At 64.0% G+C, this 18766-nt stretch carries 22 protein-coding genes; 12 read left to right on the top strand and 10 right to left on the bottom strand.

Annotated elements, in window-relative coordinates:
* The first annotated feature begins 7 nt into the window (after positions 1–7).
* The gene (locus K3551_RS01830; protein WP_259917195.1) at positions 8–1465 is read left to right on the top strand and encodes a winged helix-turn-helix domain-containing protein; all 1458 of its coding nucleotides are present in this window, start codon (positions 8–10) and stop codon (positions 1463–1465) included.
* Positions 1466–1473: 8 nt separating this feature from the next.
* Here K3551_RS01830 and K3551_RS01825 read toward each other — a convergent pair whose 3' ends face one another.
* Positions 1474–1830, bottom strand: coding sequence for a hypothetical protein (locus K3551_RS01825; protein ID WP_259917194.1), 357 nt, complete (start codon positions 1828–1830; stop codon positions 1474–1476).
* 201 nt (positions 1831–2031) lie between these two features.
* On the opposite strand from K3551_RS01825, the gene K3551_RS01820 reads away from it, so the two are divergent.
* Positions 2032–2610 carry a TRAP transporter small permease gene (locus K3551_RS01820; protein ID WP_259917193.1) on the top strand — a complete coding sequence of 193 codons (579 nt, stop codon included), beginning with the start codon at positions 2032–2034 and terminating at the stop codon, positions 2608–2610.
* Complete coding sequence (locus K3551_RS01815) at positions 2607–3917, top strand: TRAP transporter large permease (RefSeq protein WP_259917192.1); 1311 nt, start codon at positions 2607–2609, stop codon at positions 3915–3917. Before K3551_RS01820 ends, K3551_RS01815 begins: the two co-directional genes overlap by 4 nt.
* Here the strand turns inward: K3551_RS01815 and K3551_RS01810 are convergent.
* On the bottom strand, positions 3914–4675 hold the full coding sequence (locus K3551_RS01810; RefSeq protein ID WP_259917190.1) for a phytanoyl-CoA dioxygenase family protein: 762 nt from the start codon (positions 4673–4675) through the stop codon (positions 3914–3916). The genes K3551_RS01815 and K3551_RS01810 overlap by 4 nt on opposite strands.
* Positions 4676–4739: 64 nt before the next feature.
* Between K3551_RS01810 and K3551_RS01805 the strand changes: the two genes are divergently transcribed.
* Positions 4740–5708 (top strand): threonine dehydratase, encoded by a 969-nt coding sequence (locus K3551_RS01805; RefSeq protein ID WP_259917188.1) that lies wholly within the window; start codon positions 4740–4742, stop codon positions 5706–5708.
* Positions 5709–5748: 40 nt separating this feature from the next.
* Here the strand turns inward: K3551_RS01805 and K3551_RS01800 are convergent, their stop codons facing one another.
* Together K3551_RS01800 and K3551_RS01795 are read right to left on the bottom strand one after the other, a co-directional pair.
* Entirely contained in the window at positions 5749–6645 is an 897-nt protein-coding gene (locus K3551_RS01800; protein WP_259917187.1) for an SMP-30/gluconolactonase/LRE family protein, read from the bottom strand.
* A gap of 6 nt (positions 6646–6651) precedes the next feature.
* Positions 6652–7680 (bottom strand): L-idonate 5-dehydrogenase, encoded by a 1029-nt coding sequence (locus tag K3551_RS01795; RefSeq protein WP_259917186.1) that lies wholly within the window; start codon positions 7678–7680, stop codon positions 6652–6654.
* A 99-nt stretch (positions 7681–7779) separates the two neighbouring features.
* Here K3551_RS01795 and K3551_RS01790 point away from each other — a divergent pair, with 99 nt between their 5' ends.
* Entirely contained in the window at positions 7780–8547 is a 768-nt protein-coding gene (locus tag K3551_RS01790; protein WP_259917185.1) for an SDR family oxidoreductase, read from the top strand.
* Between the two features lie 59 nt (positions 8548–8606).
* Here K3551_RS01790 and K3551_RS01785 read toward each other — a convergent pair whose 3' ends face one another.
* Positions 8607–9515, bottom strand: a complete 909-nt coding sequence (locus K3551_RS01785; RefSeq protein ID WP_259917184.1) for an isopenicillin N synthase family oxygenase — start codon at positions 9513–9515, stop codon at positions 8607–8609.
* 96 nt (positions 9516–9611) lie between these two features.
* Between K3551_RS01785 and K3551_RS01780 the strand changes: the two genes are divergently transcribed.
* Both K3551_RS01780 and K3551_RS01775 read left to right on the top strand, forming a co-directional pair.
* Complete coding sequence (locus K3551_RS01780) at positions 9612–10448, top strand: formate/nitrite transporter family protein (RefSeq protein ID WP_259917183.1); 837 nt, start codon at positions 9612–9614, stop codon at positions 10446–10448.
* Positions 10449–10564: 116 nt separating this feature from the next.
* Positions 10565–11440 carry a YihY/virulence factor BrkB family protein gene (locus tag K3551_RS01775; RefSeq protein WP_259917182.1) on the top strand — a complete coding sequence of 292 codons (876 nt, stop codon included), beginning with the start codon at positions 10565–10567 and terminating at the stop codon, positions 11438–11440.
* Between the two features lie 2 nt (positions 11441–11442).
* On the opposite strand, the gene K3551_RS01770 is transcribed toward K3551_RS01775, so the two are convergent.
* Positions 11443–12171 carry a Crp/Fnr family transcriptional regulator gene (locus tag K3551_RS01770; RefSeq protein WP_259917181.1) on the bottom strand — a complete coding sequence of 243 codons (729 nt, stop codon included), beginning with the start codon at positions 12169–12171 and terminating at the stop codon, positions 11443–11445.
* Positions 12172–12262: 91 nt separating this feature from the next.
* Here K3551_RS01770 and K3551_RS01765 point away from each other — a divergent pair, with 91 nt between their 5' ends.
* Positions 12263–12628 (top strand): hypothetical protein, encoded by a 366-nt coding sequence (locus K3551_RS01765; RefSeq protein WP_259917180.1) that lies wholly within the window; start codon positions 12263–12265, stop codon positions 12626–12628.
* 18 nt (positions 12629–12646) lie between these two features.
* On the opposite strand, the gene K3551_RS01760 is transcribed toward K3551_RS01765, so the two are convergent.
* The gene (locus K3551_RS01760) at positions 12647–13462 is read right to left on the bottom strand and encodes a response regulator (protein WP_259917179.1); all 816 of its coding nucleotides are present in this window, start codon (positions 13460–13462) and stop codon (positions 12647–12649) included.
* A 104-nt stretch (positions 13463–13566) separates the two neighbouring features.
* Between K3551_RS01760 and K3551_RS01755 the strand changes: the two genes are divergently transcribed.
* The 3 genes from K3551_RS01755 (at position 13567) to K3551_RS01745 (ending at position 16060) form a co-directional block, all read left to right on the top strand.
* Positions 13567–13731: a NepR family anti-sigma factor gene (locus K3551_RS01755; RefSeq protein WP_259917178.1), complete on the top strand. Its 165-nt coding sequence runs from the start codon at positions 13567–13569 to the stop codon at positions 13729–13731.
* Positions 13728–14306 carry an RNA polymerase sigma factor gene (locus tag K3551_RS01750; protein WP_259917177.1) on the top strand — a complete coding sequence of 193 codons (579 nt, stop codon included), beginning with the start codon at positions 13728–13730 and terminating at the stop codon, positions 14304–14306. The genes K3551_RS01755 and K3551_RS01750 overlap by 4 nt, the downstream gene beginning before the upstream one ends.
* A 110-nt stretch (positions 14307–14416) precedes the next feature.
* The gene (locus K3551_RS01745; RefSeq protein WP_259917176.1) at positions 14417–16060 is read left to right on the top strand and encodes a sensor histidine kinase; all 1644 of its coding nucleotides are present in this window, start codon (positions 14417–14419) and stop codon (positions 16058–16060) included.
* Here the strand turns inward: K3551_RS01745 and K3551_RS01740 are convergent.
* On the bottom strand, positions 16054–17082 hold the full coding sequence (locus K3551_RS01740; protein WP_259917175.1) for an AI-2E family transporter: 1029 nt from the start codon (positions 17080–17082) through the stop codon (positions 16054–16056). The genes K3551_RS01745 and K3551_RS01740 overlap by 7 nt on opposite strands.
* A gap of 121 nt (positions 17083–17203) precedes the next feature.
* Here K3551_RS01740 and K3551_RS01735 point away from each other — a divergent pair, with 121 nt between their 5' ends.
* Entirely contained in the window at positions 17204–17368 is a 165-nt protein-coding gene (locus tag K3551_RS01735; protein WP_259917174.1) for a hypothetical protein, read from the top strand.
* 91 nt (positions 17369–17459) lie between these two features.
* On the opposite strand, the gene K3551_RS01730 is transcribed toward K3551_RS01735, so the two are convergent.
* Positions 17460–18371 (bottom strand): DUF3618 domain-containing protein, encoded by a 912-nt coding sequence (locus tag K3551_RS01730; RefSeq protein WP_259917173.1) that lies wholly within the window; start codon positions 18369–18371, stop codon positions 17460–17462.
* A complete protein-coding gene (locus K3551_RS01725; RefSeq protein WP_259917172.1) occupies positions 18361–18765 on the bottom strand; it encodes a phage holin family protein in 405 nt (134 codons plus the stop codon). The genes K3551_RS01730 and K3551_RS01725 overlap by 11 nt, the downstream gene beginning before the upstream one ends.
* Position 18766 lies beyond the last annotated feature (1 nt).

The following is an 18766-nucleotide window of genomic DNA, read 5'->3' as shown; positions in this document are numbered from 1 at the left end:
ACAGAAGATGCCTGACACTCTCCTTCTCGGGGATCGGACCTTCGACACCGCCGAAGCCCGCCTCTGGGGGCCCGACGGGTCCACGATCGATCTGCGCAGCCAGTCGACGCGGGTTCTGTCCGTGCTGGCGCACAGACATGGCACCCTGGTTCGTCGAGAGGAGCTGATCGCGGCGGTCTGGTCGGGGATTGCAGTCACCGATGACAGCCTCGTCCAATGCATTCGCGACATTCGCCGCGCCCTTGCCGATGACGGGCACGAGATCGTGAAGACCGTCGTGGGCCGTGGCTATGTGTTGACCGCTGTGCAGTCGGAAGAGGTCAGCGCCCGGCCTGCTGTTCATCTGCGGCGGTTCGAGGCGCGGGGCAACCAGGCAGCGGCCAGCGAGTTGAGCGCCGAGATCGAGGACGCGATCCTGACCCTGCTGTCCCCGCGCGACGCGCTGTCGGTCCACATCGGGCCGGTTGCGCCGAGGAAGACGGCCTACAGGATCGAAGGGACCGTGCGAGTGACCGACGTGACGGCCGACGCCCGCTTCAGGATCCTCGAGGCGGGGACAGGCCGTGTCGTGCTGGCCGACAGGGTGTCGGGCGGCACCGCTACCAGTGTCGACCTGCCGCGCCTGGTGGCCGAAGCCTTGGCCGCGCGCCTGCGTGTGCACATGATCGTCCACGAAGGCGGTGCGGTGGCCCACAGCGACGATGCCGTCCTCACGGTGCAGCACCTCAAGGAGAAGGCGGCCTGGCACATGGCCCGGTTTCAACGGGAAAACTGGACCGCGGCCCGCAAGGCCCTGGACCGGGCCTGCGCCTTGGCACCGGACGATCCGGTGGCGCTGGCGATGCAGGCGTCGATGGCGACGCAGATGATCCCCTTGCTGCCTTTCGCGGATCTGGGAGACGGGGCCTGCCTTGCCTTGGCCCGCGCGGATCGCGCGGTCGAACTGGGGCACGGCGTCGACTATGTCCTGCGGACCCGAGGCAACATCCGGCTCTGGCGGTTCCGCGACCACGATGGCGCGCGTCGGGATTGCGCGCGGGCGCTGGCCCTGAACCCGGCGTTCCATCTTGCCCACCTCACATGCGCCACAAGTGAAATCCTGTCTGGTGACCCGCTGTCGGGTGTCACGCGCCTGAAGGAAATCATGCGCCGGACGCCCGTGGATACGCAGAACCCGCTCTATCTCAGCCTGATCGCAATCGGGGCGCGACTTCTGAACGATACGGGCGCGGCGGAAACCGCCGCGCAGGAGGCGTTCGATCTTTGGCCGAATACCCCCTGGACCGGCATGGTGCTTGCTGCGGTGGCAGGCCCGGAACGCCTCGCACGCGAAGGGGCGCGTCTTCGCGCAATGCAGGGCGCGCTGCCAGCGCACCACTTCCGGCACATGCCGTTCACGCGGCCTGCCGATTTGCAATTGCTGGAGGACGGGCTGGCCCGCAGCGGTCTTTGGACGGTCGGCTGACGGACACGTCAGCCAAGGCAGAACCGGCAATGCAGCGGTTCAAGCTGAAGCAGGCGGCGTTCTGTCGGCATTGCGGAATATCGCTCCGAATCCCAGCCACCCTCCAGCCGGTGCATCGCCAGAGGCCAGGTGCCATAGGTACTGAAGAAGGTTTCGACAAAGACGTCGCTCGGGGCGGAGAGGACGACGTAATGCACGCCGCGCGCTTCGAAACTGTCGATCAGGGTCAGGTTCGTTGCTGCCAACAATGGCTCGGCCCGTGCCGCAAGGGGGCCGTCGATGGTCAGAACATAGTCCTCCGCCAGGGCGGCGGTGCCCATCAGCAGGGTGGCGGCACAGGCGGCGGATGCGGCAAGGCGGGGCATGGGTCATCTCCTTATGGTGTGCGGGTGCGGGCAGACATGCGCCGCATAGCCAGCCTGACGCGATGCGATGGGCCGTGTCCTGAACGCGACCCGAAAACGAGACGAAATCGCAGGCAGGACCGTCGTCGCCATGCGCTAGACCCGCGCGCCCGCGTCCCGTAAAGCAAGCCGGACGTTCACCGACCCGCACGAGGGCCAGACATGCTGCGACGGATCATCGAGGCGCTGGCCATCATCATGGCAATCCTGGGCGGGCTGGTCCTGACCGGGTTGATTGCGATGACATGCCTGTCGATCTCTGGGCGGTTCCTCAACGATGTGCTCCACAGCGATGTCATGGCGGGCATGGCCTGGGCAGAGGCGGCGCTTGCCACAGGAATCGGGCCCGTGACCGGGGATTTCGAGTTGATCGAGGCGGGCATGGCTTTCGTCATCTTTGCCTTCCTTCCCATCGCGCAGCTGCGTGGATCCCACGCCTCGGTCGACATCTTTACCAGCCGTTGGGGTGTCCGCCCGAACCGTGTGCTGTCGCTGCTTTGGGCCGTGCTGTTCGCGGCGGTTCTGATCCTGATCGCCTGGCAGCTTTGGCAGGGAACGCAGGCCAAGATGCGCTATGGCGAGACAACCTATCTGATCCAGCTGCCGATCTGGTGGGCCTATATGGCCGCGCTGGCCGGGGCCTGCGTGACGGCGTTGACCGCCGTTTACGTAGCGCTCGCCCGTCTGGCGGAGCTGCTGACCGGCGACACCATCCTGACCGAGGCGGAGTCGGAAACGTGAGCGACCTGACCCTGGGCCTGCTGTCGTTTCCCGCGTTGCTGATCCTGATCTTCCTGCGGGTGCCCATCGGGTTGGCGATGTTCGTGACCGGTTTCGTGGGGCTTTACATGGTGACCGGGGGCAACACGGTCGCCCTGTCGCGGCTGAAGAACGAGACCTACACGACCTTTTCCAGCTACTCCCTGTCGATCGTGCCCATGTTCCTGCTGATGGGGCACTTCGCGACCCTGGGCGGGATGAGCCGGGCCTTGTTCCGGGCCGCCGAAGGGTTCCTGGGGCACAGGCGGGGTGGCGTGGCCATGGCGGCGGTGGGGGCCTGCGCGGGGTTCGGGGCGATCTGCGGATCGTCGCTGGCAACGGCGGCCACCATGGGCCGCGTGGCCCTGCCAGAGATGAAGCGCTACGGCTACGACGGCGGCTTTGCCACCGCGTCGCTGGCGGCGGGCGGCACGCTGGGCATCCTGATCCCGCCGTCGGTCGTCTTGGTCATCTATGCCATCCTGACCGAGCAGAACATTGCGACGCTGTTCCTGGCGGCCTTTGTGCCCGGATTGCTGGCGGCGCTTGGCTATATGATCGCGGTGTCGGTCTATGTCCGGATCAACCCCCGTGCGGCAGGTGTGGCCGCACCATTGCCGATGCGCGACCGGATGCGCCGGCTGCTGGCGGTCTGGCCCGTGGTGGCGGTCTTTGTGGCCGTGGTGGGCGGCATCTACGGCGGCATTTTCACGCCCACAGAGGCAGCGGCGGTGGGCGCGGCAGGCACCGGTCTGATCGCGCTGGCCAACGGCGGGCTGACCGGGCGCACCCTGATCGAAAGCTTCACCACCACCGCGAAATCCAGCGCGATGATCTTTTTCATCGTGCTGGGGGCTGGGTTCTACAACGGCTTTCTGGCCTTCACCCAGGTCCCGCAGGAGATGTCGGCCTGGGTCGTGGGGCAGAATTTTGCGCCGATGACGGTGCTGGTCGTGATCCTGCTGTTCTACCTGATCCTGGGGTGTCTGATGGACAGCCTGTCGATGATTCTGCTGACGATCCCGATTTTCTTTCCGGTGGTCGCCGCGCTCGATTTCGGGATGACCGCAGAGGAGGTGGCGATCTGGTTCGGAATTCTCGTCCTGATCGTGGTCGAAGTCGGGTTGATCACACCGCCCGTCGGCCTGAACCTGTTCGTCATCAACGCGATGGACCGCGACACGCCCATGTTGGAGACGTATCGCGCCGTGGTCTATTTCCTTGCCTCGGACGTGGTACGGGTGGTCCTGTTGGTGGCGTTCCCGGCGATCACGCTGTTCCTGATCTAGACATTCGCCCGTTCGCGGCTGGCATGATGGTTCCAGCCGCGCAGGACCAACCGCTCGTCTGGGTGCGTGTTGCCGTCCTCTACCCGGTCGTTGCCCGCATAGAACTGGCACAACACGGTCTTGCGGACCCGGTCAGACCGGTTCGGCATGGACCCGTGCAGCGTGAAGTAGTGGAAGAAGACGACGTCGCCCGCCTTGGCCTCTACCGGCAGGGCGTCTTCGATGGGGTGGGCGTCGATCACGTCGTTCTGGCTGCGCCCGTCCGCGCCGGCTATCCGGCCCAGACGATGCGATCCGGGCCAGACCCGCAGGCACCCCATTTCGTTCGTTGCGTCCGAGACGTGGATGATCCCGGCGACCATGCTGTCGCGCAAGGTGGGGAAATAGGGCCAATCCTGGTGCATTGGAAAAGGCGACCCTTTTTCCGAGGGCTTCTGAAACAGTTTGGAGTGGTGCAGCACGATATCCGCACCGACCAGTTCCTCGATCACGTCCAACAGGCGGTCGTCCAGCAGCGCGTCCATCCAGCGGCGCGAATACTGCTGAACATTGTGAGTGTGCAGGATGCGGTCGCCGTCGCTGGCCAGCTTGGCCGTCTCGGACCCGCCCCAGGTCGCGTCCACGGCCTCTCCGGAGGTTGCAAGCTGCGTGACGATACGATCGAAATCCGTCTCCAGCCCGGCGACGTGCTCGGGGTCGAAAACCCCCTTTGCGTGCCAGTAGCCGTGCTTGATGAAAAACTCTGATATCTCTGACATGATGTTTATTCCCCCGCCTTCGCTTGGCAGGGTAGCAGGCGAAACGGTTTCGAAGAGGGTCGGCATGTTCACGTTACAGGAACTCGAAGAGGCGGCGGCGCTTGTCCACCGCAGCGTCCCCGCCTCGCCACAGATCCGTTGGCCGTTGCTGTCGGACGGCGTGGGGGCCGACGTCATCGTCAAGCACGAGAACGCCAACCCCACGGGGGCGTTCAAGGTGCGCGGCGGGGTGACCTTTATCGACTGGGTGCGGCGCACACAGCCCGACAGCCCCGGCATCATCACCGCCACCCGTGGCAACCACGGCCAAAGCCAGGCGCGCGCCGCCATCGCCGCCGGGCTGCGGGCGGTGGTCTATGCCCCCGAAGGCAATTCGCCCGAGAAAAACGCGGCCATGCGCGCTTGGGGTGCCGATCTGCGCATCCACGGGCCGGATTTCGATACCGCCAAGGAAGAAGCGTTTCGCGTGGCGGAGGTGGAGGGGCTGACCATCGTGCCACCTTTCCACACGGAACTGGTGCGTGGTGTGGCGACCTACGGGTGGGAGTTGCTGTCCGCCCATCCGGAAATCGAGGTTCTTTATGTCCCGATCGGCTGCGGGTCCGGGATCTGCGGCTGCATCGCCGCACGCGATGCCCTGGGCCATCAGGCGGAGATCGTGGGCGTCGTGTCCGAAAACGCGCGCACCGCACAGCTGTCGGTCGCGGCAGGGCGGCTGGTCGAGACGAACGCCGCCGAGACCTTCGCCGATGGCATGGCTGTGCGGGTGCCGGTGCAGGCGGCGCTTGATATCTACGGGCCCGGGGCCGCACGGATCATCGACGTCTCAGACGACCTGATCGCCGATGCGATCCGGCTCTATTGGACCGCGACCCACAACGCCGCCGAAGGGGCGGGGGCGGCGCCTCTGGCCGGATTGCTGAAAGAGAAGGAGGCGATGGCGGGCCGTTGTGTCGCCACGATCCTGTGTGGCGGCAACATCGACACGGACAAGATGGTCACCGTCCTGTCGGGCGGCACGCCCACCCCCTAGGGCCATCCCCCGTAGGGCGGGCTTCAGGCCGCCTGCCCCCTCAGGGCCACTGCACCCCGCGCCTGTTCAGCGTCACACGGTAAAGGCTGGTCGTCGCGGTGACATAGAGCTCATGCTTGGCGCGCCCGCCAAAACAGACGTTGGACACTTTTTCGGGCACCAACACCTTGCCCAGCAGCCGGCCGTCCGGTGCAATGCAATGCACCCCGTCCTCGGCCGAGGTCCAGATGTTGCCATCGGTATCCAGGCGGAAGCCGTCTGCCTTGCCCGGATCGACGGTGTGGAAATGCCGGCCATTCGACAGCGTGCCGTCGGAGCCGCAGTCGTAGACCCGGATGTGGCTGGGGTCGTTTTCGTACATCCGGCCCGTGTCGGCGACATAGAGCAGGTCCTCATCCGGTGAAAAGGCCAGCCCGTTGGGGGCCTTCATATCGTCGATCACGACCTCCAGGGTGCCCGCCTCTGGGTCGGCGCGGTAGACGACCAGGGGGTTCTCGCTCTCGGCCTTGAAGCCTTCGTAGTCGCTGCCGATCCCGTAATGGGGGTCGGTGAACCAGATCGTGCCGTCGGATTTCACCACCACGTCGTTGGGGGAATTCAGCGGCCTGCCGTCGTAGCTGTCGGCGATAACGGTGATCGAGCCGTCTGCCTCGGTTCGGGTGACCCGCCGCGCGCCGTGTTCACAGGACACCAGCCGCCCCTGCCGGTCGCGGGTGTGGCCGTTGGCATAGCGCGCGTCCGCGCGAAAGACCGACAGCCCGTCTTCGGGCGACCAGCGCATGATGCGGTTGTTCGGAATGTCCGAGAACAGCAGGCAGGAATGATCCCCGAACCAGACCGGTCCCTCGGCCCAGTCGAACCCGGTGGCGAGTTTCTTTACCGGCGCATTGTGCAGGATGTAGCGGTTGAAGAGTGGGTCGATGATGTCGAAGGTCATTGGGCCTCAGGTAAAGTCGATCTGCGTTTTCATCGCCTGGCTGCGGTCGCCTGCCATTTCAAAGGCGTCCAGGGCGCGGGCCATGGGATAGGTCTGTGTGATCAGCGGTTTGACGTCGATCAGGCCCTTTTGCATCAGGCTGACCCCGGTGTGAAACTCGCCGTGGAACCGGAAGGAGCCGTGGAACTCCAGCTCCTTCGCGGTCATGGCCTGGACCGGCAGGGTCATGTCACCGCCCAGACCCAGTTGCACGATCCGCCCGCGCGGGCGGATGGCCGGGATCGCGGCAGCCAGCGCCGGGGCCGCGCCGGAGCATTCGAACAACACGTCGAACTGCCCCTTGTCCGCGGTGTAGGCGTCCAGCGTGCCGCCGCGCATGTTGATCACCTCGTCCGCGCCCGCCTGCCGCGCCAATCCCAGCGTGAAGTCCCCCAGATCCGTGGCCACGATCAGATCGGCCCCCGCCCGGCGCGCCGCCAGGATGCACAGCGTGCCGATCGGTCCGCAGCCGGTGACCAGCACCGATTTGCCCACCAGGTCGCCGGCCTGCCGCATCGCGTGCAGGCAGACGGCCAGCGGTTCCGCCATCGCGGCCTCGGCGGCGCTCAGGCCATCGGCGGGCGCGCATTGGCTGGCGTCCGCGACGAGACTCTGGCGGAAGGCCCCCTGGATATGTGGGAACGGCATGGCAGAGCCATAGAACCGCATGTTCAGGCAATGGTTCGGCTGCCCCTCCAGGCAGAACCGGCAGGCCGCGCAGGGGCGCGACGGCGACACCGCGACCAACTGCCCCTCGGTCAGTCCGGTGACGCCAGCACCCAAGGCGGTGATGCGGCCCGAAACCTCGTGGCCCAGGATCATCGGCTCTTTTACCCGGATCGCGGTGCCGATGCCGCCGTGTTGATAGTAATGCAGGTCAGACCCGCAGATCCCCCCTGCCTCCATTGCGATGGCGACCTGACCGGGGCCGGGGGCTTCTGCGGGCCTTTCTTCGATGCGCAGATCGCGGGCGGCGTGGATGACGATGGCTTTCATGGGATCCTCCGGGGGCGACCGGTTGCCACCGGGCCCTTTCCTCGCGACAAGCGTAGGGGAGGGGCCCCGGCGAAGTCGAGGCGAAAGGGAGAGATATCCATGAGCCTGTCACTGTTTGACCTGTCCGGAAAGCGGGCGTTGATCACCGGATCGTCCCAGGGAATCGGCTATGCGCTGGCGCGCGGGCTGGCCGCCGCCGGGGCGGAGATCGTGTTGAATGGGCGCGACGCGGGCAAGCTGGACGCCGCGGCTCAAGCGCTCCGCGAGGAGGGGGCGGTGGTCACCACGCTGGCCTTCGACGCGACCGACCATGACGCCGTGCGCGCTGCGGTCGACGGGTTCGAGGCAACGACCGGGGCGATCGATATCCTGGTGAACAACGCAGGCATGCAGCACCGCACCCCGCTGGAGGATTTCCCGGCCGATGCCTTTGAGCGCCTGTTGCAGACCAATATCGCCAGCGTCTTTCACGTGGGTCAGGCCGTCGCACGCCACATGATCGGTCGCGGCGCGGGCAAGATCGTCAACATCTGTTCGGTTCAGACGGCCTTGGCCCGGCCCGGCATCGCGCCCTACACCGCGACCAAGGGGGCGGTTGCCAACCTGACCAAGGGCATGGCGACGGATTGGGCCAAGCATGGGCTACAATGCAACGGGCTGGCCCCAGGCTATTTCGACACGCCGCTGAACAAGGCGCTGGTCGAAGACATGGACTTTTCGGCCTGGCTGGCCAAGCGGACACCAGCGGGCCGTTGGGGGAACGTCGACGAACTGGTGGGGACCTGCATTTTCCTGTCGTCCGAGGCATCGAGTTTTGTCAACGGCACGGTGGTCTACGTCGACGGGGGCATCACCGCCTCGCTTTAGGGCGGTATCAGCTTTTTGGAAAAAGCTGACCAAATCCTTCGAAGGATTTGGTGGCCCCGTCAGCTTTTGGGCGCGTAGGTCGCGTCCAGTCTGGACTGTAGGTAATCGGCGGCTCGGATCGGCGGGTATTTCGGTGTCCCGGTGCTGGGCAGCGCCTCGACCAGGGCGTCGGGGTTCGCCTCCACAAAGAAGGCGACCGACCGGCGTTGGCGTTTGGGTGGCAGGACCCTATGCGGGGTCGATACATAGATGTCGTTGGACCAGCGCATCAGGCAGTCCCCGATATTGACCACATAGGCCCCGTCCACATGCGGCACGTCGGTCCAATCGCCGTCGCGCGGGCGCACCTGCAGCCCCGGTTCCCCATCCGTCATCAACAGGGTCACTGCCCCGTAATCCGTATGGGCCCCGGCCCCGATTTCTCCATCCGCACCGGAGGCGGGGGGGTAGTGCAGCAGGCGCAGGGCCGAGAGCGGTTCATCGAACAACGGCGCAAAGTGATCCGGCGGCAAGGACAGGTCCCGCGCCAGCATCGACAGAAGCCCGACCCCCTGCGCCTGGGCCGCGTCGTAATAGGCCAGCATCGTGTCGCGAAACCCCGGCAGATCGGGCCATTGGTTCAGGCCCCGGAACTGTTGCCCCAGGCGCGGGTCGTCGTCTGCCAGGTCATAGCCGATGTTGAAGGTCTGCTTGGTGTCGACCTCCGGGCTGGATTCATCCAGCGATTCGTCGCCGGGTTTGCCCCAGCCCCGGAAATGCGGCGTGTTGAGGATCGAGATCGCCTGTTTCTCGGCCTCTGGCAGATCAAACAGCGCGCCCGCCTGTTGCAGCGTGTCGGCGCGCAGCCCCGCCGGCACGGACGGGTTCTTGAGCAGGAAAAAACCGGTGTCCCGCACCGCCTGCCCCAGATCGGCAGTGAAGGCGTCGGGATCGGTGGTGGCGCGGGTCCAGTCGAGGATCGGTATCATGACACCAGCGGGCACGGTTTCTGCGGAATGGTCAAGGGGGGAACCCTTGGGCCGTCACGTGGGTTGCCTTGTGATGATCAAAGGAGCCGCCATTTCATGACTCGCCCGAAAAGCAGGACCAGCCGACGCACGCAACTTGATCGCGAGGTGCAGGAAGCTGCGATGGAGGGGGCCTCCAAACTTGCGCCACGCATGATCTATGAGGTCATCCGCCGCGACGGGGAGGAGGAGCTGAATCGTCCCAACCGGTCGTTGTTCTGGTCCGGGGTGGCCGCGGGCATCATGATCAGCTTTTCGGTTCTCGCCGAGGCCGTCTTTCGTACCTACCTGCCGGACGCGGATTGGCGGTTCCTGGTGGAAAACCTGGGCTACGCGCTGGGATTCATCCTGGTGATCATGGGGCGGATGCAGCTGTTTACGGAAAACACCATCTCGACCGTGTTGCCGCTGATCTCGCGGCCGTACCCGAAAATGTTCGCCAAGGTCGCGCGGCTTTGGTCGATTGTCCTGGGGGCCAATCTGGTCGGGGCCTTTGCGATTGCCACGCTTTATGCGCATACGCCCGCGCTGCCGGAAACGTTGACGCCTGCGTTGATTTCTCTGTCGGAACACGCGGTGAAGATGCCCGCAGGCGAAAGCTTCTTTCGCGCAATTCCGGCCGGTATTCTGGTGGCGGCCATCGTCTGGATGTTGCCACAGGCCGAGGATTCCGCGTTCTTCGTGATTCTGACCTTTGCCTGGCTGATCGCAGCCGGAGATTTTACCCACATCGTCGCAGGCTCGGTCGAGATGGCCTATCTGGCGGTGCAGGGGATGCTGGGCTTTGGTGAGGCGGTCTTTGGCTTTTTCCTGCCGGTTCTGGCCGGGAACATCATCGGTGGCACGGCGATTTTCGCCCTGATGGCCTGGGGTCAAGTAAAGGACGAGATCTAGGGGCTGCGTTGCGTGGGAACTCTGGCCCGGGGGGCGGCGTTAGGTTCCATGGCATATAGTCCTCCATTGATCCGATGCGGATGATCCGGCTGCCCAAGTTGGCGGTGTGGTGGAACATGACCAAACGCATTTTCGTGCAGATCGACGAAAAGCGGTTGAGCCTGATTGCGGCCGGGATCGCCTTTTACGGCATCCTGGCGCTATTCCCGGCCATCGCCGCAGTCATTGCCCTATGGGGGTTGATCGGTGACCCCAATGCCATCCTGCCGGAGTTGGAACGGTTTCGTGCCGTCATGCCCGTCGACGCCTTTACCTTGATCAGCGATCAGATCGACGCCCTGTCCACTGCGGATGGGGAAACGCTGGGCTGGGCCACGGCGCTGTCGTTCCTGTTGGCGATCTGGTCCGCGCGGGCCGGGGTCGCGTCGCTGATGCTGGGCATGAATGCCGTCTACGAGGAACGGAACCGGCAGGGTATCGGGCACTATCTTTATGCTGTCGGGCTGACACTGGTGTTGCTGGCCGTCGCGCTGGTCGCGATTGCGGCGATTGTCATCGTTCCGATCGTGATGGCGTTCCTGCCGCTTGGACCGATGGCCGAGATGGCGTTGAACGCGGTGCGCCTTGTGCTCGCCGTAGGGGTCCTGTTGATCGGGGCGGGGATCATCTATCGCTATGGCCCCAATCGCCGGGCCGCGCGCCTGCCCTGGATTACGCCCGGTGCGGTGCTTGCGGTTTCGGTCTGGGCGGCGGCGTCCTGGGGGTTCTCGGCCTATCTGTCGGCCTTCGGGCGCTACAACGAGGTCTACGGATCCATCGGAGCGGTCATTGCCTTGCTCATGTGGCTGTTCATCTCCGGCTTTCTGCTGCTGATCGGTGCCGCGCTCAACGCGGAGTTGGAGCGTCATACAAAACCTGACAGCACGATCGGGATGGATCGTCCGTTGGGTCAACGCGGGGCGCAGGCGGCGGATACCTACCTGAAGGTCTGAGCCTACATCAGCGGACGTTTGGGCAGCGGGGCAAAATCCATCTCGGCGAGCTTGGCCAATTCCTTCAGGTCGTTCACGATCAACAACCCGTCCCGCCAATTGGCCAACTGACGGTCGCGCAGTTTGGCCAGTGTCTTGTTGGTGTGGACCAGCGACAGGCCAAGCGCGTCTGCAAGGTCCTGTTGACGGTAGGGAAGGGGCATTGCGCGGTTCTCGACCATGCCCAACGCCTCTCCGCGTTGCATGATTTTTGTTAATGCCCAGGCCATCGCCTCCATCGCACCACGCTGTCCGACGGTGGCCAGAGATTCGCCCAGGAAGTGTTCCTCCACCGCGGCGAGCCAGGTCAGGTTGAACGCCCGCTCCGGCTGGGATCGGAACAGGTTCCAAAGGCCCGCCCGATCAAACACACAAAGGGTCATTGCGGAACTCGCCTCGACCGAGTGCTGCATCTCGCCCATGACACCGGCCTGCAGGCCGATGAAATCGCCGGGAAAAACCAGGTTCAGCACCTGCCTGCGACCATTCTGCAACATTTTATATCGTAGCCCCATGCCGCGCAGGGCGGTGAACAACTGTGGACTGTTCGAGCCTTCCATCAGGACGGGCGTGCCGGGATTTATCGTCAATTCGCCGACTTTGAACCGCTCCATGAAGCGCGTGTCATCCGGAGAATGCTCCACGAACAATTTGCTGCGGCGCAGTGGGCAATGTTCGCAAGCGGTGGCCATGGGTCCCTCTTCTGCAATGCACTACGTCCTAGTTTAATGCGGCACCCGCGATATGGTTCCATAAGCGCGACATCCAAATGGAAGCACGCCGATGAAACCTTTTTTCCTTGTCGTGCACGCTGACCTGTTCGTGGCCGACGACCTGCGCGAGATCATTCGCACGGTCGTCCCCGAGGCGGAGGTCGGCCATGCAACGACGTTCGACGAAGCAACACGCCGCCTGGCGTTCGACCGCACGACCTATGCCGTCTTTTTCGGCGGCGACGGCCCCCTGCAACCGCAGGATATCGGGGGGCTGATCGACCGTCAGATCGCGGTCGGGCGGATCGACGAATCCGAAGATTGCGACACCCGCACCCCATGGGAGCGGATCGTCCGAATGCCCTTCACCAACGAATCCGTCGCCGAGGTGTTGCAGGACTGGTTGCAGCGCAAGCCGCTAACGGCCGTCCGTTAGCGGCCTGGGGCGCGCGTATCAGGCGTTCAATATCGCGGTGGTCGAAAAGAACATCGCCTGGCTGACAGCGGAACGGACCTGGTCTTCCTTGTAGGGCTTGGAGATCAGGAAAGCCGGTTCCGGGCGGTCGCCGGTCAGCAGACGTTCCGGGTAGGCGGTGATGAAGATCACCGGAAGGTCCCCGAATTCGGCCAGCAAATCGTTGACGGCATCGATCCCAGACGAGCTGTCGGCCAGGCGAATATCGGCCAGGATCAGGTCGGGCCGTTCCTTGCCGCCGATTTCCACGGCCTCGGTGCGGGTACGCGCGACGCCGGTGATTTGATGGCCCAGTTCGGACACGAGGTTTTCCAGATCCATCGCGATGACGGGCTCGTCTTCGATGATCAGGACGCGTCCCGCGATGCTCTCGGCCATTTCGTTGTGGGCGATGTCGACCAGCTGCTTCGCCTCGGTCGGCTCGATCTGCATGATCAACGCCACGTCCTCGAACGGGAATTCTTCGATGGTGTGCAGCAAGAGCGCCTCGCGCGTGTCATCGGTCAGCCGGGCCATGTGCTTTTGCGCAGCCCCTTCGAGAAAGTCGGCATCCGATGCGTCTGGCATCACCTTGGTGCCCTGCCAGATCGTATGCAGGACCCTGAACAATCCTGTCTTCAGCGGCATGCCTTCGGCGATGGCGCTGCGATCAGCCAGAATGGCCTCCAGTGTGGCCACGGCGTATTGATCGCCGCTGGCCTGAGAACCCGTCAGGGCGCGCGCATAGCGGCGCAGGAAGGGGAGGTTGGCAGCGATCTGTGCGGTCAGATCCTGTGCCGTGGTCTCAGTGGTCATTTATTTTTCTACCTGAACGTCAATTTTCTCGGGAACCCAACGTGTGACTTCGCGTTGGGTTCCCAAGAAAGTACGCATTCATGTTTTAAAGGTCTCTCGCACACATGACCGGCAAGCCGCCCAACGCGCGCACGGCGCAACAAATCGACGAAAACCTTCGGCGAGTCTTCCGTGAGAAGGAAGGCGAAGACATCCCCGATCGGTTCACGGACCTTCTGAACCAATTGCGCCAGCAAGACAGCTCTGGCGATGAGGGAGCGTCCGAATGAAAAAGGCCGCGCCGACTGAGCCGCCAAGTGATCCCAGGGACGAACTCGTGGATCATTTGCCGGCGCTCCGGGCCTTTGCGCTGTCGTTGACGCGCAACGGGGCCACGGCCGATGACATGGTGCAGGACACCTTGGTCAAAGCCTGGACCAACATCGAGAAATTCACGGTCGGTACCAACATGCGTGCCTGGCTGTTCACCATTCTACGCAACACCTATTATTCCAGCCGGCGCAAGGTGAAGCGCGAAGTCGCGGACGTGGACGGCATCCATACCGGCAGTCTTGCGGAAAAGCCGGCCCATGACGGGCGGCTGCAGTTGGATGATTTCTGGAAGGCGTTCGAAAAGCTGCCTGACGAACAACGCGAAACACTGATCCTTGTCGGCGCGTCCGGTTTTTCCTACGAGGAAGCAGCCGAGACCTGTGGCGTCGCCGTGGGCACCATCAAAAGCCGCGCCAACCGGGGGCGCAAACGTCTGGCGGAACTGATGCATCTGAACGAAGACGAAGCCGTCGAGATGACCGACAATGCCACAATCGCGGTCGTCGCGGCCAATGGGAGCGGTGCGTTCTGATGACAACTGCGTCTGACGACGCACAAGGCGGAAGGTCGTTTTTTCGCGGGCTCCGCTTTCGGGTGGCAGCGCTTCTGGCGCTGTCACTCTTGCCTATTGGACTGGTCACGATGTTCCAGACCGGTGAGCTGGCCGAAGAGGTGTCCAACCGTACGTCGCTGACCTTGCTCAACCAGACCAAGACCGCGGCCTTTGGAAAGCGGCAGGTCCTGGAACGGTCGCTTGGCGCGGCTGATGCGCTTTCCGGTGTGCTTCACCTGTTGCGCAAGGATTCGGACGAATGCCGCGCCTACCTCGAGGAATACCTTGAGACGGCAGAGCATGTTACCTTTGTGGGATTCCTGCCTGTAGACGGCGTGATGGAATGCTCCTCCGCGGGAGAGACCGTCGACTTTTCCGAAGACCCGAGCACGCTCGAGCGGATAGCCGATCCGCGTCTGGGCGTGGACGTCCTGCAAACCCCCCGCGTCAGCCGGGAGCCGGTGATCGTCGTCACCCTTCCGACCTTTGACGAGGCAGAGGTGATGCAGGGGTATGTCGTGCTCTCGATCTCCCTGGCGCAGGCTCAGCAATCCAGTGTTCCCGTCGCCGAAGGAGAAGATGGCCCGTCAAGCCTGATTATCTTCAACGAAGAGGGCGACGTGCTGTTGCAGGAAAATCTGCTTAACGCGGACGAGCCGTTGTGGCCCGACAACCGCGCCTTGATCAATCTGGCCGACGATCGGGAACGCACCTTCAACGCCGAGGATCAGTTCGGCGAGATGCAAACCTTTGCCGTCGTTCCGATCATCCCCGAAGTGGTCTATGCCATCGCTGCCTGGCCCGAGCGGCTGCGCGGTGGTTCGCTTGCGGGGGTTCTGATCCCGCCGCTGCTGCCGCCGCTGCTGATGTTTCTGGCCAGCATCGGCGTCGCGTATTTCGCCGTAGACCGGCTGGTCGTTCGGCATGTGTCCGACCTGCGCCACAAGATGCGAAATTTCGCAAGCCGCAGATTCCTGCCGCAACCGTCCCGGCGGGGGGCGCTGTCCTCCGAACTGCTGGAGCTGGAACAGAGCTTTTCGGACATGGCGCTGGACCTCAGCAATGACGAGGCACGGATGGAGGATGCGCTGCGCGAGAAGAACGTCCTGCTCAAGGAAATCCACCACAGGGTAAAGAACAACCTGCAGCTGATTTCGTCGATCATGAACATGCAGATCCGCGCGGCGGAACAGCCGGAAACGGTCAGCGTGCTGCGCCGCCTTCAGGACCGTGTGCTGGGCCTCGCCACTGTCCACCGCAACCTCTACCAGGCGGAAAACCTCAGCCGCTCGAACGCCGGTCGGCTTTTGTCCGAGCTGTTTCACCAGTTGATCAAGACCGGACGGGATGGCGGGCAGGAGGTGACGTTCACCTCTGACTTTGATGAGGTGATCCTGTTTCCCGATCAGGCCGTCCCGCTGTCGCTTCTGGCGTCGGAGTTGGGGACGAACGCCCTGAAGAATGTGGGTGCACCTCAGGGAGAGACGCCCTACATCCACGCGTCCTTCCGGATGGAAGAGCCGGGCGTCGCGCGTTTCGTCTGCGAGAATTCCGTCAATCCGCAGGCACCGGCAGCCGATGAAACCACACGCACGGGTCTAGGATCTCAACTGATCCGGGCCTTTGCCGCGCAGTTGGGCAGCCAGATGGAAATCGATACCTCCGAGACGCATCACCGGACCGAGGTGGTTTTCCGCGTGGACGAGTTTTCGCAGGAACCCGAGGATTACTGATCCGGTGCCGAGGGGGCGCTGGCCAGCGCCTTCTTGTGGCGGCCCTGGATGACCAGGATCCAGACCAGCAACGGGATCGCAATGATGCCGCCGATCGGACCCCAAAGCCACAACCAGAACACCAGCGACAGAAACACCAGCAACGGGTTCACCGACATCTGCCGGCCGACCAGCCCCGGTGTGACGAACTGACCTTCGGTCAGGTTCAGTCCCACGAAAACCGCGGCGGGCAGAAAGCTGACGAGGCCATCAAAGGCCACGACACCGCCGACCAGCAAGGAAACGGCAAAGATCGCAGGGCCGAGGTACAGGATGAAATTCGCCAGAAACGCGATGAACCCCCAGAGCGCGGCAAACGGCATGCCGATCAGCCAAAGCGCCAGTGTCACGACAATTCCGAACACGGCATTGATACAGGTGATCGTCAGAAAATAGCGGGAGACTTCGCGCTCTGCCTCCAGCATGTCGCCAATGGTGATCGCCAGGTCGGTCGTCGTGACCCAAGCATAGACGTCGCGGCGGGACAGCAGGAAGAAATAGAGCGTTCCGATCAGGAGCAGAAGCCAGGCCGCCAGGTTCGGGGCCAGCAGCAAGGCATCGCGCAGCGACGGGATTTCCACCCCGTCGTCTGTGGCGCGCGCTGTGCCCGGAACGGCCAGAGCCTCCGACACGCTTTCGCTGACGCGGTCCAGACCCGTGATCGCGCCGCGCAGGTCAGCGATGGTTTCCCGGATCTCCAGCCAGATGACGGGGGCCCGTCGCACCAGACTGCTGATGACCGGTTCGATCAGAACGGCGAGCCCCGCCAACATGCCCAACATGATCGCCAATGTCAGAAATGCACTCAGGGCGGCGGGGGCACCCAACCGGTCGATCCGCCGGGCCAGCGGCGACAGGACGACACCGATCACCAGGGCCAGAACCACGGGCGCGAACAGGGCCGAGGCCTCGCGCAGCACGGCCAGCGTGGCGATGACTGCCAGCAACGTGACGGCAATTCGGGTCTGTCGGTCGACTGTCATCGGTGTCCTCCGCAGGGGCGAGTCCTTCGTGACTGCCTGCGACAAAGCGTCGGGCCCAAGTCAGGAACCCGCAGGCCCCGGACGGGTTGTGTCCCTGACTCGCAACACGAAAGGAGACGCTATGTCCATCGAGATCCTGCTCATTGGTCTTGTCGCCCTGTCTTTCGCGGCTGCTATCATTTTTGCCCTGACCAGCCGTCGGGCGACCCGGGATCGCAAAGCCGATCCAAAGGCGCCCAAATCGAGCCTGGCCAAGGATGGCGACCCGCACGATCGGGCCGACTGAAGAAATGTAGACCAGACAGAACGACCGGACGACACGAAAAAAGGGGCGACGCCAGAATGGCATCGCCCCTTTCGCCGTGTGGCGGTTCCGGTCAGTGGGTCTTGGCCGCGCGGTGCGCGCCGTCGGCAACCCGTTCGCCCATTGCGCGGACCTTGGCTTCAGCCATGTCCACGGCCTCTTCGCCCGCGGGAATGTCGGCAACGGCGTCCCGGGCTATGCGCGTCGCTTCCTCGAACGCCCCTTCGGCCATCAGCTTGGCACGCGACAGTTCTTCTTGCAGGGCGCGGTCGGCTTCTGCCATCAGGGCATCGCGTTGCGCGCCAAAGGCCGCGTCTTCGGTCCGCGTGCGCGGCAGGCTGGCTGCGACCAGCGCGCCGACAGCGGCGATGCCAGCCCCGACCAGCAGCGGGTTCTTGTCATAGAACGATCTGCCGGATTGTGCCCCTTGCGCCACGCGGCGTTCGGCCTCTTCCTGAAGAAGCATGGCCTTCTCGCGGGCCTGAACAACACGTGCACGGGCCGCATCGCTCAGTTGCGACGTCCCGTCGTACAGTGTTGCGCGCATCTGGGCCGCGCTGCTCTGGACGTAGGATTTCGCCTGTTCGATGCCCGATTGGGTCCGGGCGGTGTGCCCGTGCATCGCGGCCTCTGCGGCAGCAACGCGCGCTTTGAAATCCGACGTGTCGGCATCGGGATTGAACCCGCCGACGGTCGGGCGACCCGTTGGATCATAGGCGGCCTGCGCAGGTGTCTTTTCGTCCTTCTTGCCCAGCAGCAGCCAGGCCAGCCCGGCCCCGACCAGCGCAACGGCGGCCGGGTTTTCCCTGGCACCTGTCACGACAGTTTCCGCCAGATGGTCGCTCTGGTTCTTCAGCGTGTCACCCACGGAGGACACGAGACGCTCCGGCGAAAAGGCGGAGGTCAGCTCCGACAGGCTGTCGGCGAGGGCGTTACGTTCCTTGGCGATATCGGCTTCGAGGTCTGTGCGGCTATCATGCGTCACGGATCGTCTCCTTCAGGATTTCGGCGTCGCGTTCCAGCGCATTGAGGGTGTTGCGCGGCGCGAGGCTGGTGGTTTTCAGGATATTCAGGCCACGAAGCACGAGCCCCACGGCAATCAAAAGGGTCACGGCGGCCACCGTCAAAGAGGCCCAGCCGGCGGTCATGCCCAATTCGACCAGCAGCGCGACAACGGCCCCGGCCAGAACGTTCAGCCCGATCAGCGCCAGGATGCCTGCGACGGCGATCATGGCGACGCCGATGGCGGCGCGGCTGATCCGGTCAGAGACCTCGGCCTTCATCAGCTCCATTTCCTTGCGGAACAGGCGGTGCAAATGCAGCAGCGCGTTCTGGATCGCCGAGTTGTCCTGCGGCGGTCGTTCGCTGGTAACAGCCATG

Source organism: Jannaschia sp. M317 (assembly GCF_025141175.1).
Classification (GTDB): domain Bacteria; phylum Pseudomonadota; class Alphaproteobacteria; order Rhodobacterales; family Rhodobacteraceae; genus Jannaschia.
The sequence above is the reverse complement of the archived record's forward strand: the minus strand, read 5'-3'. Positions and strand labels throughout refer to the sequence as shown.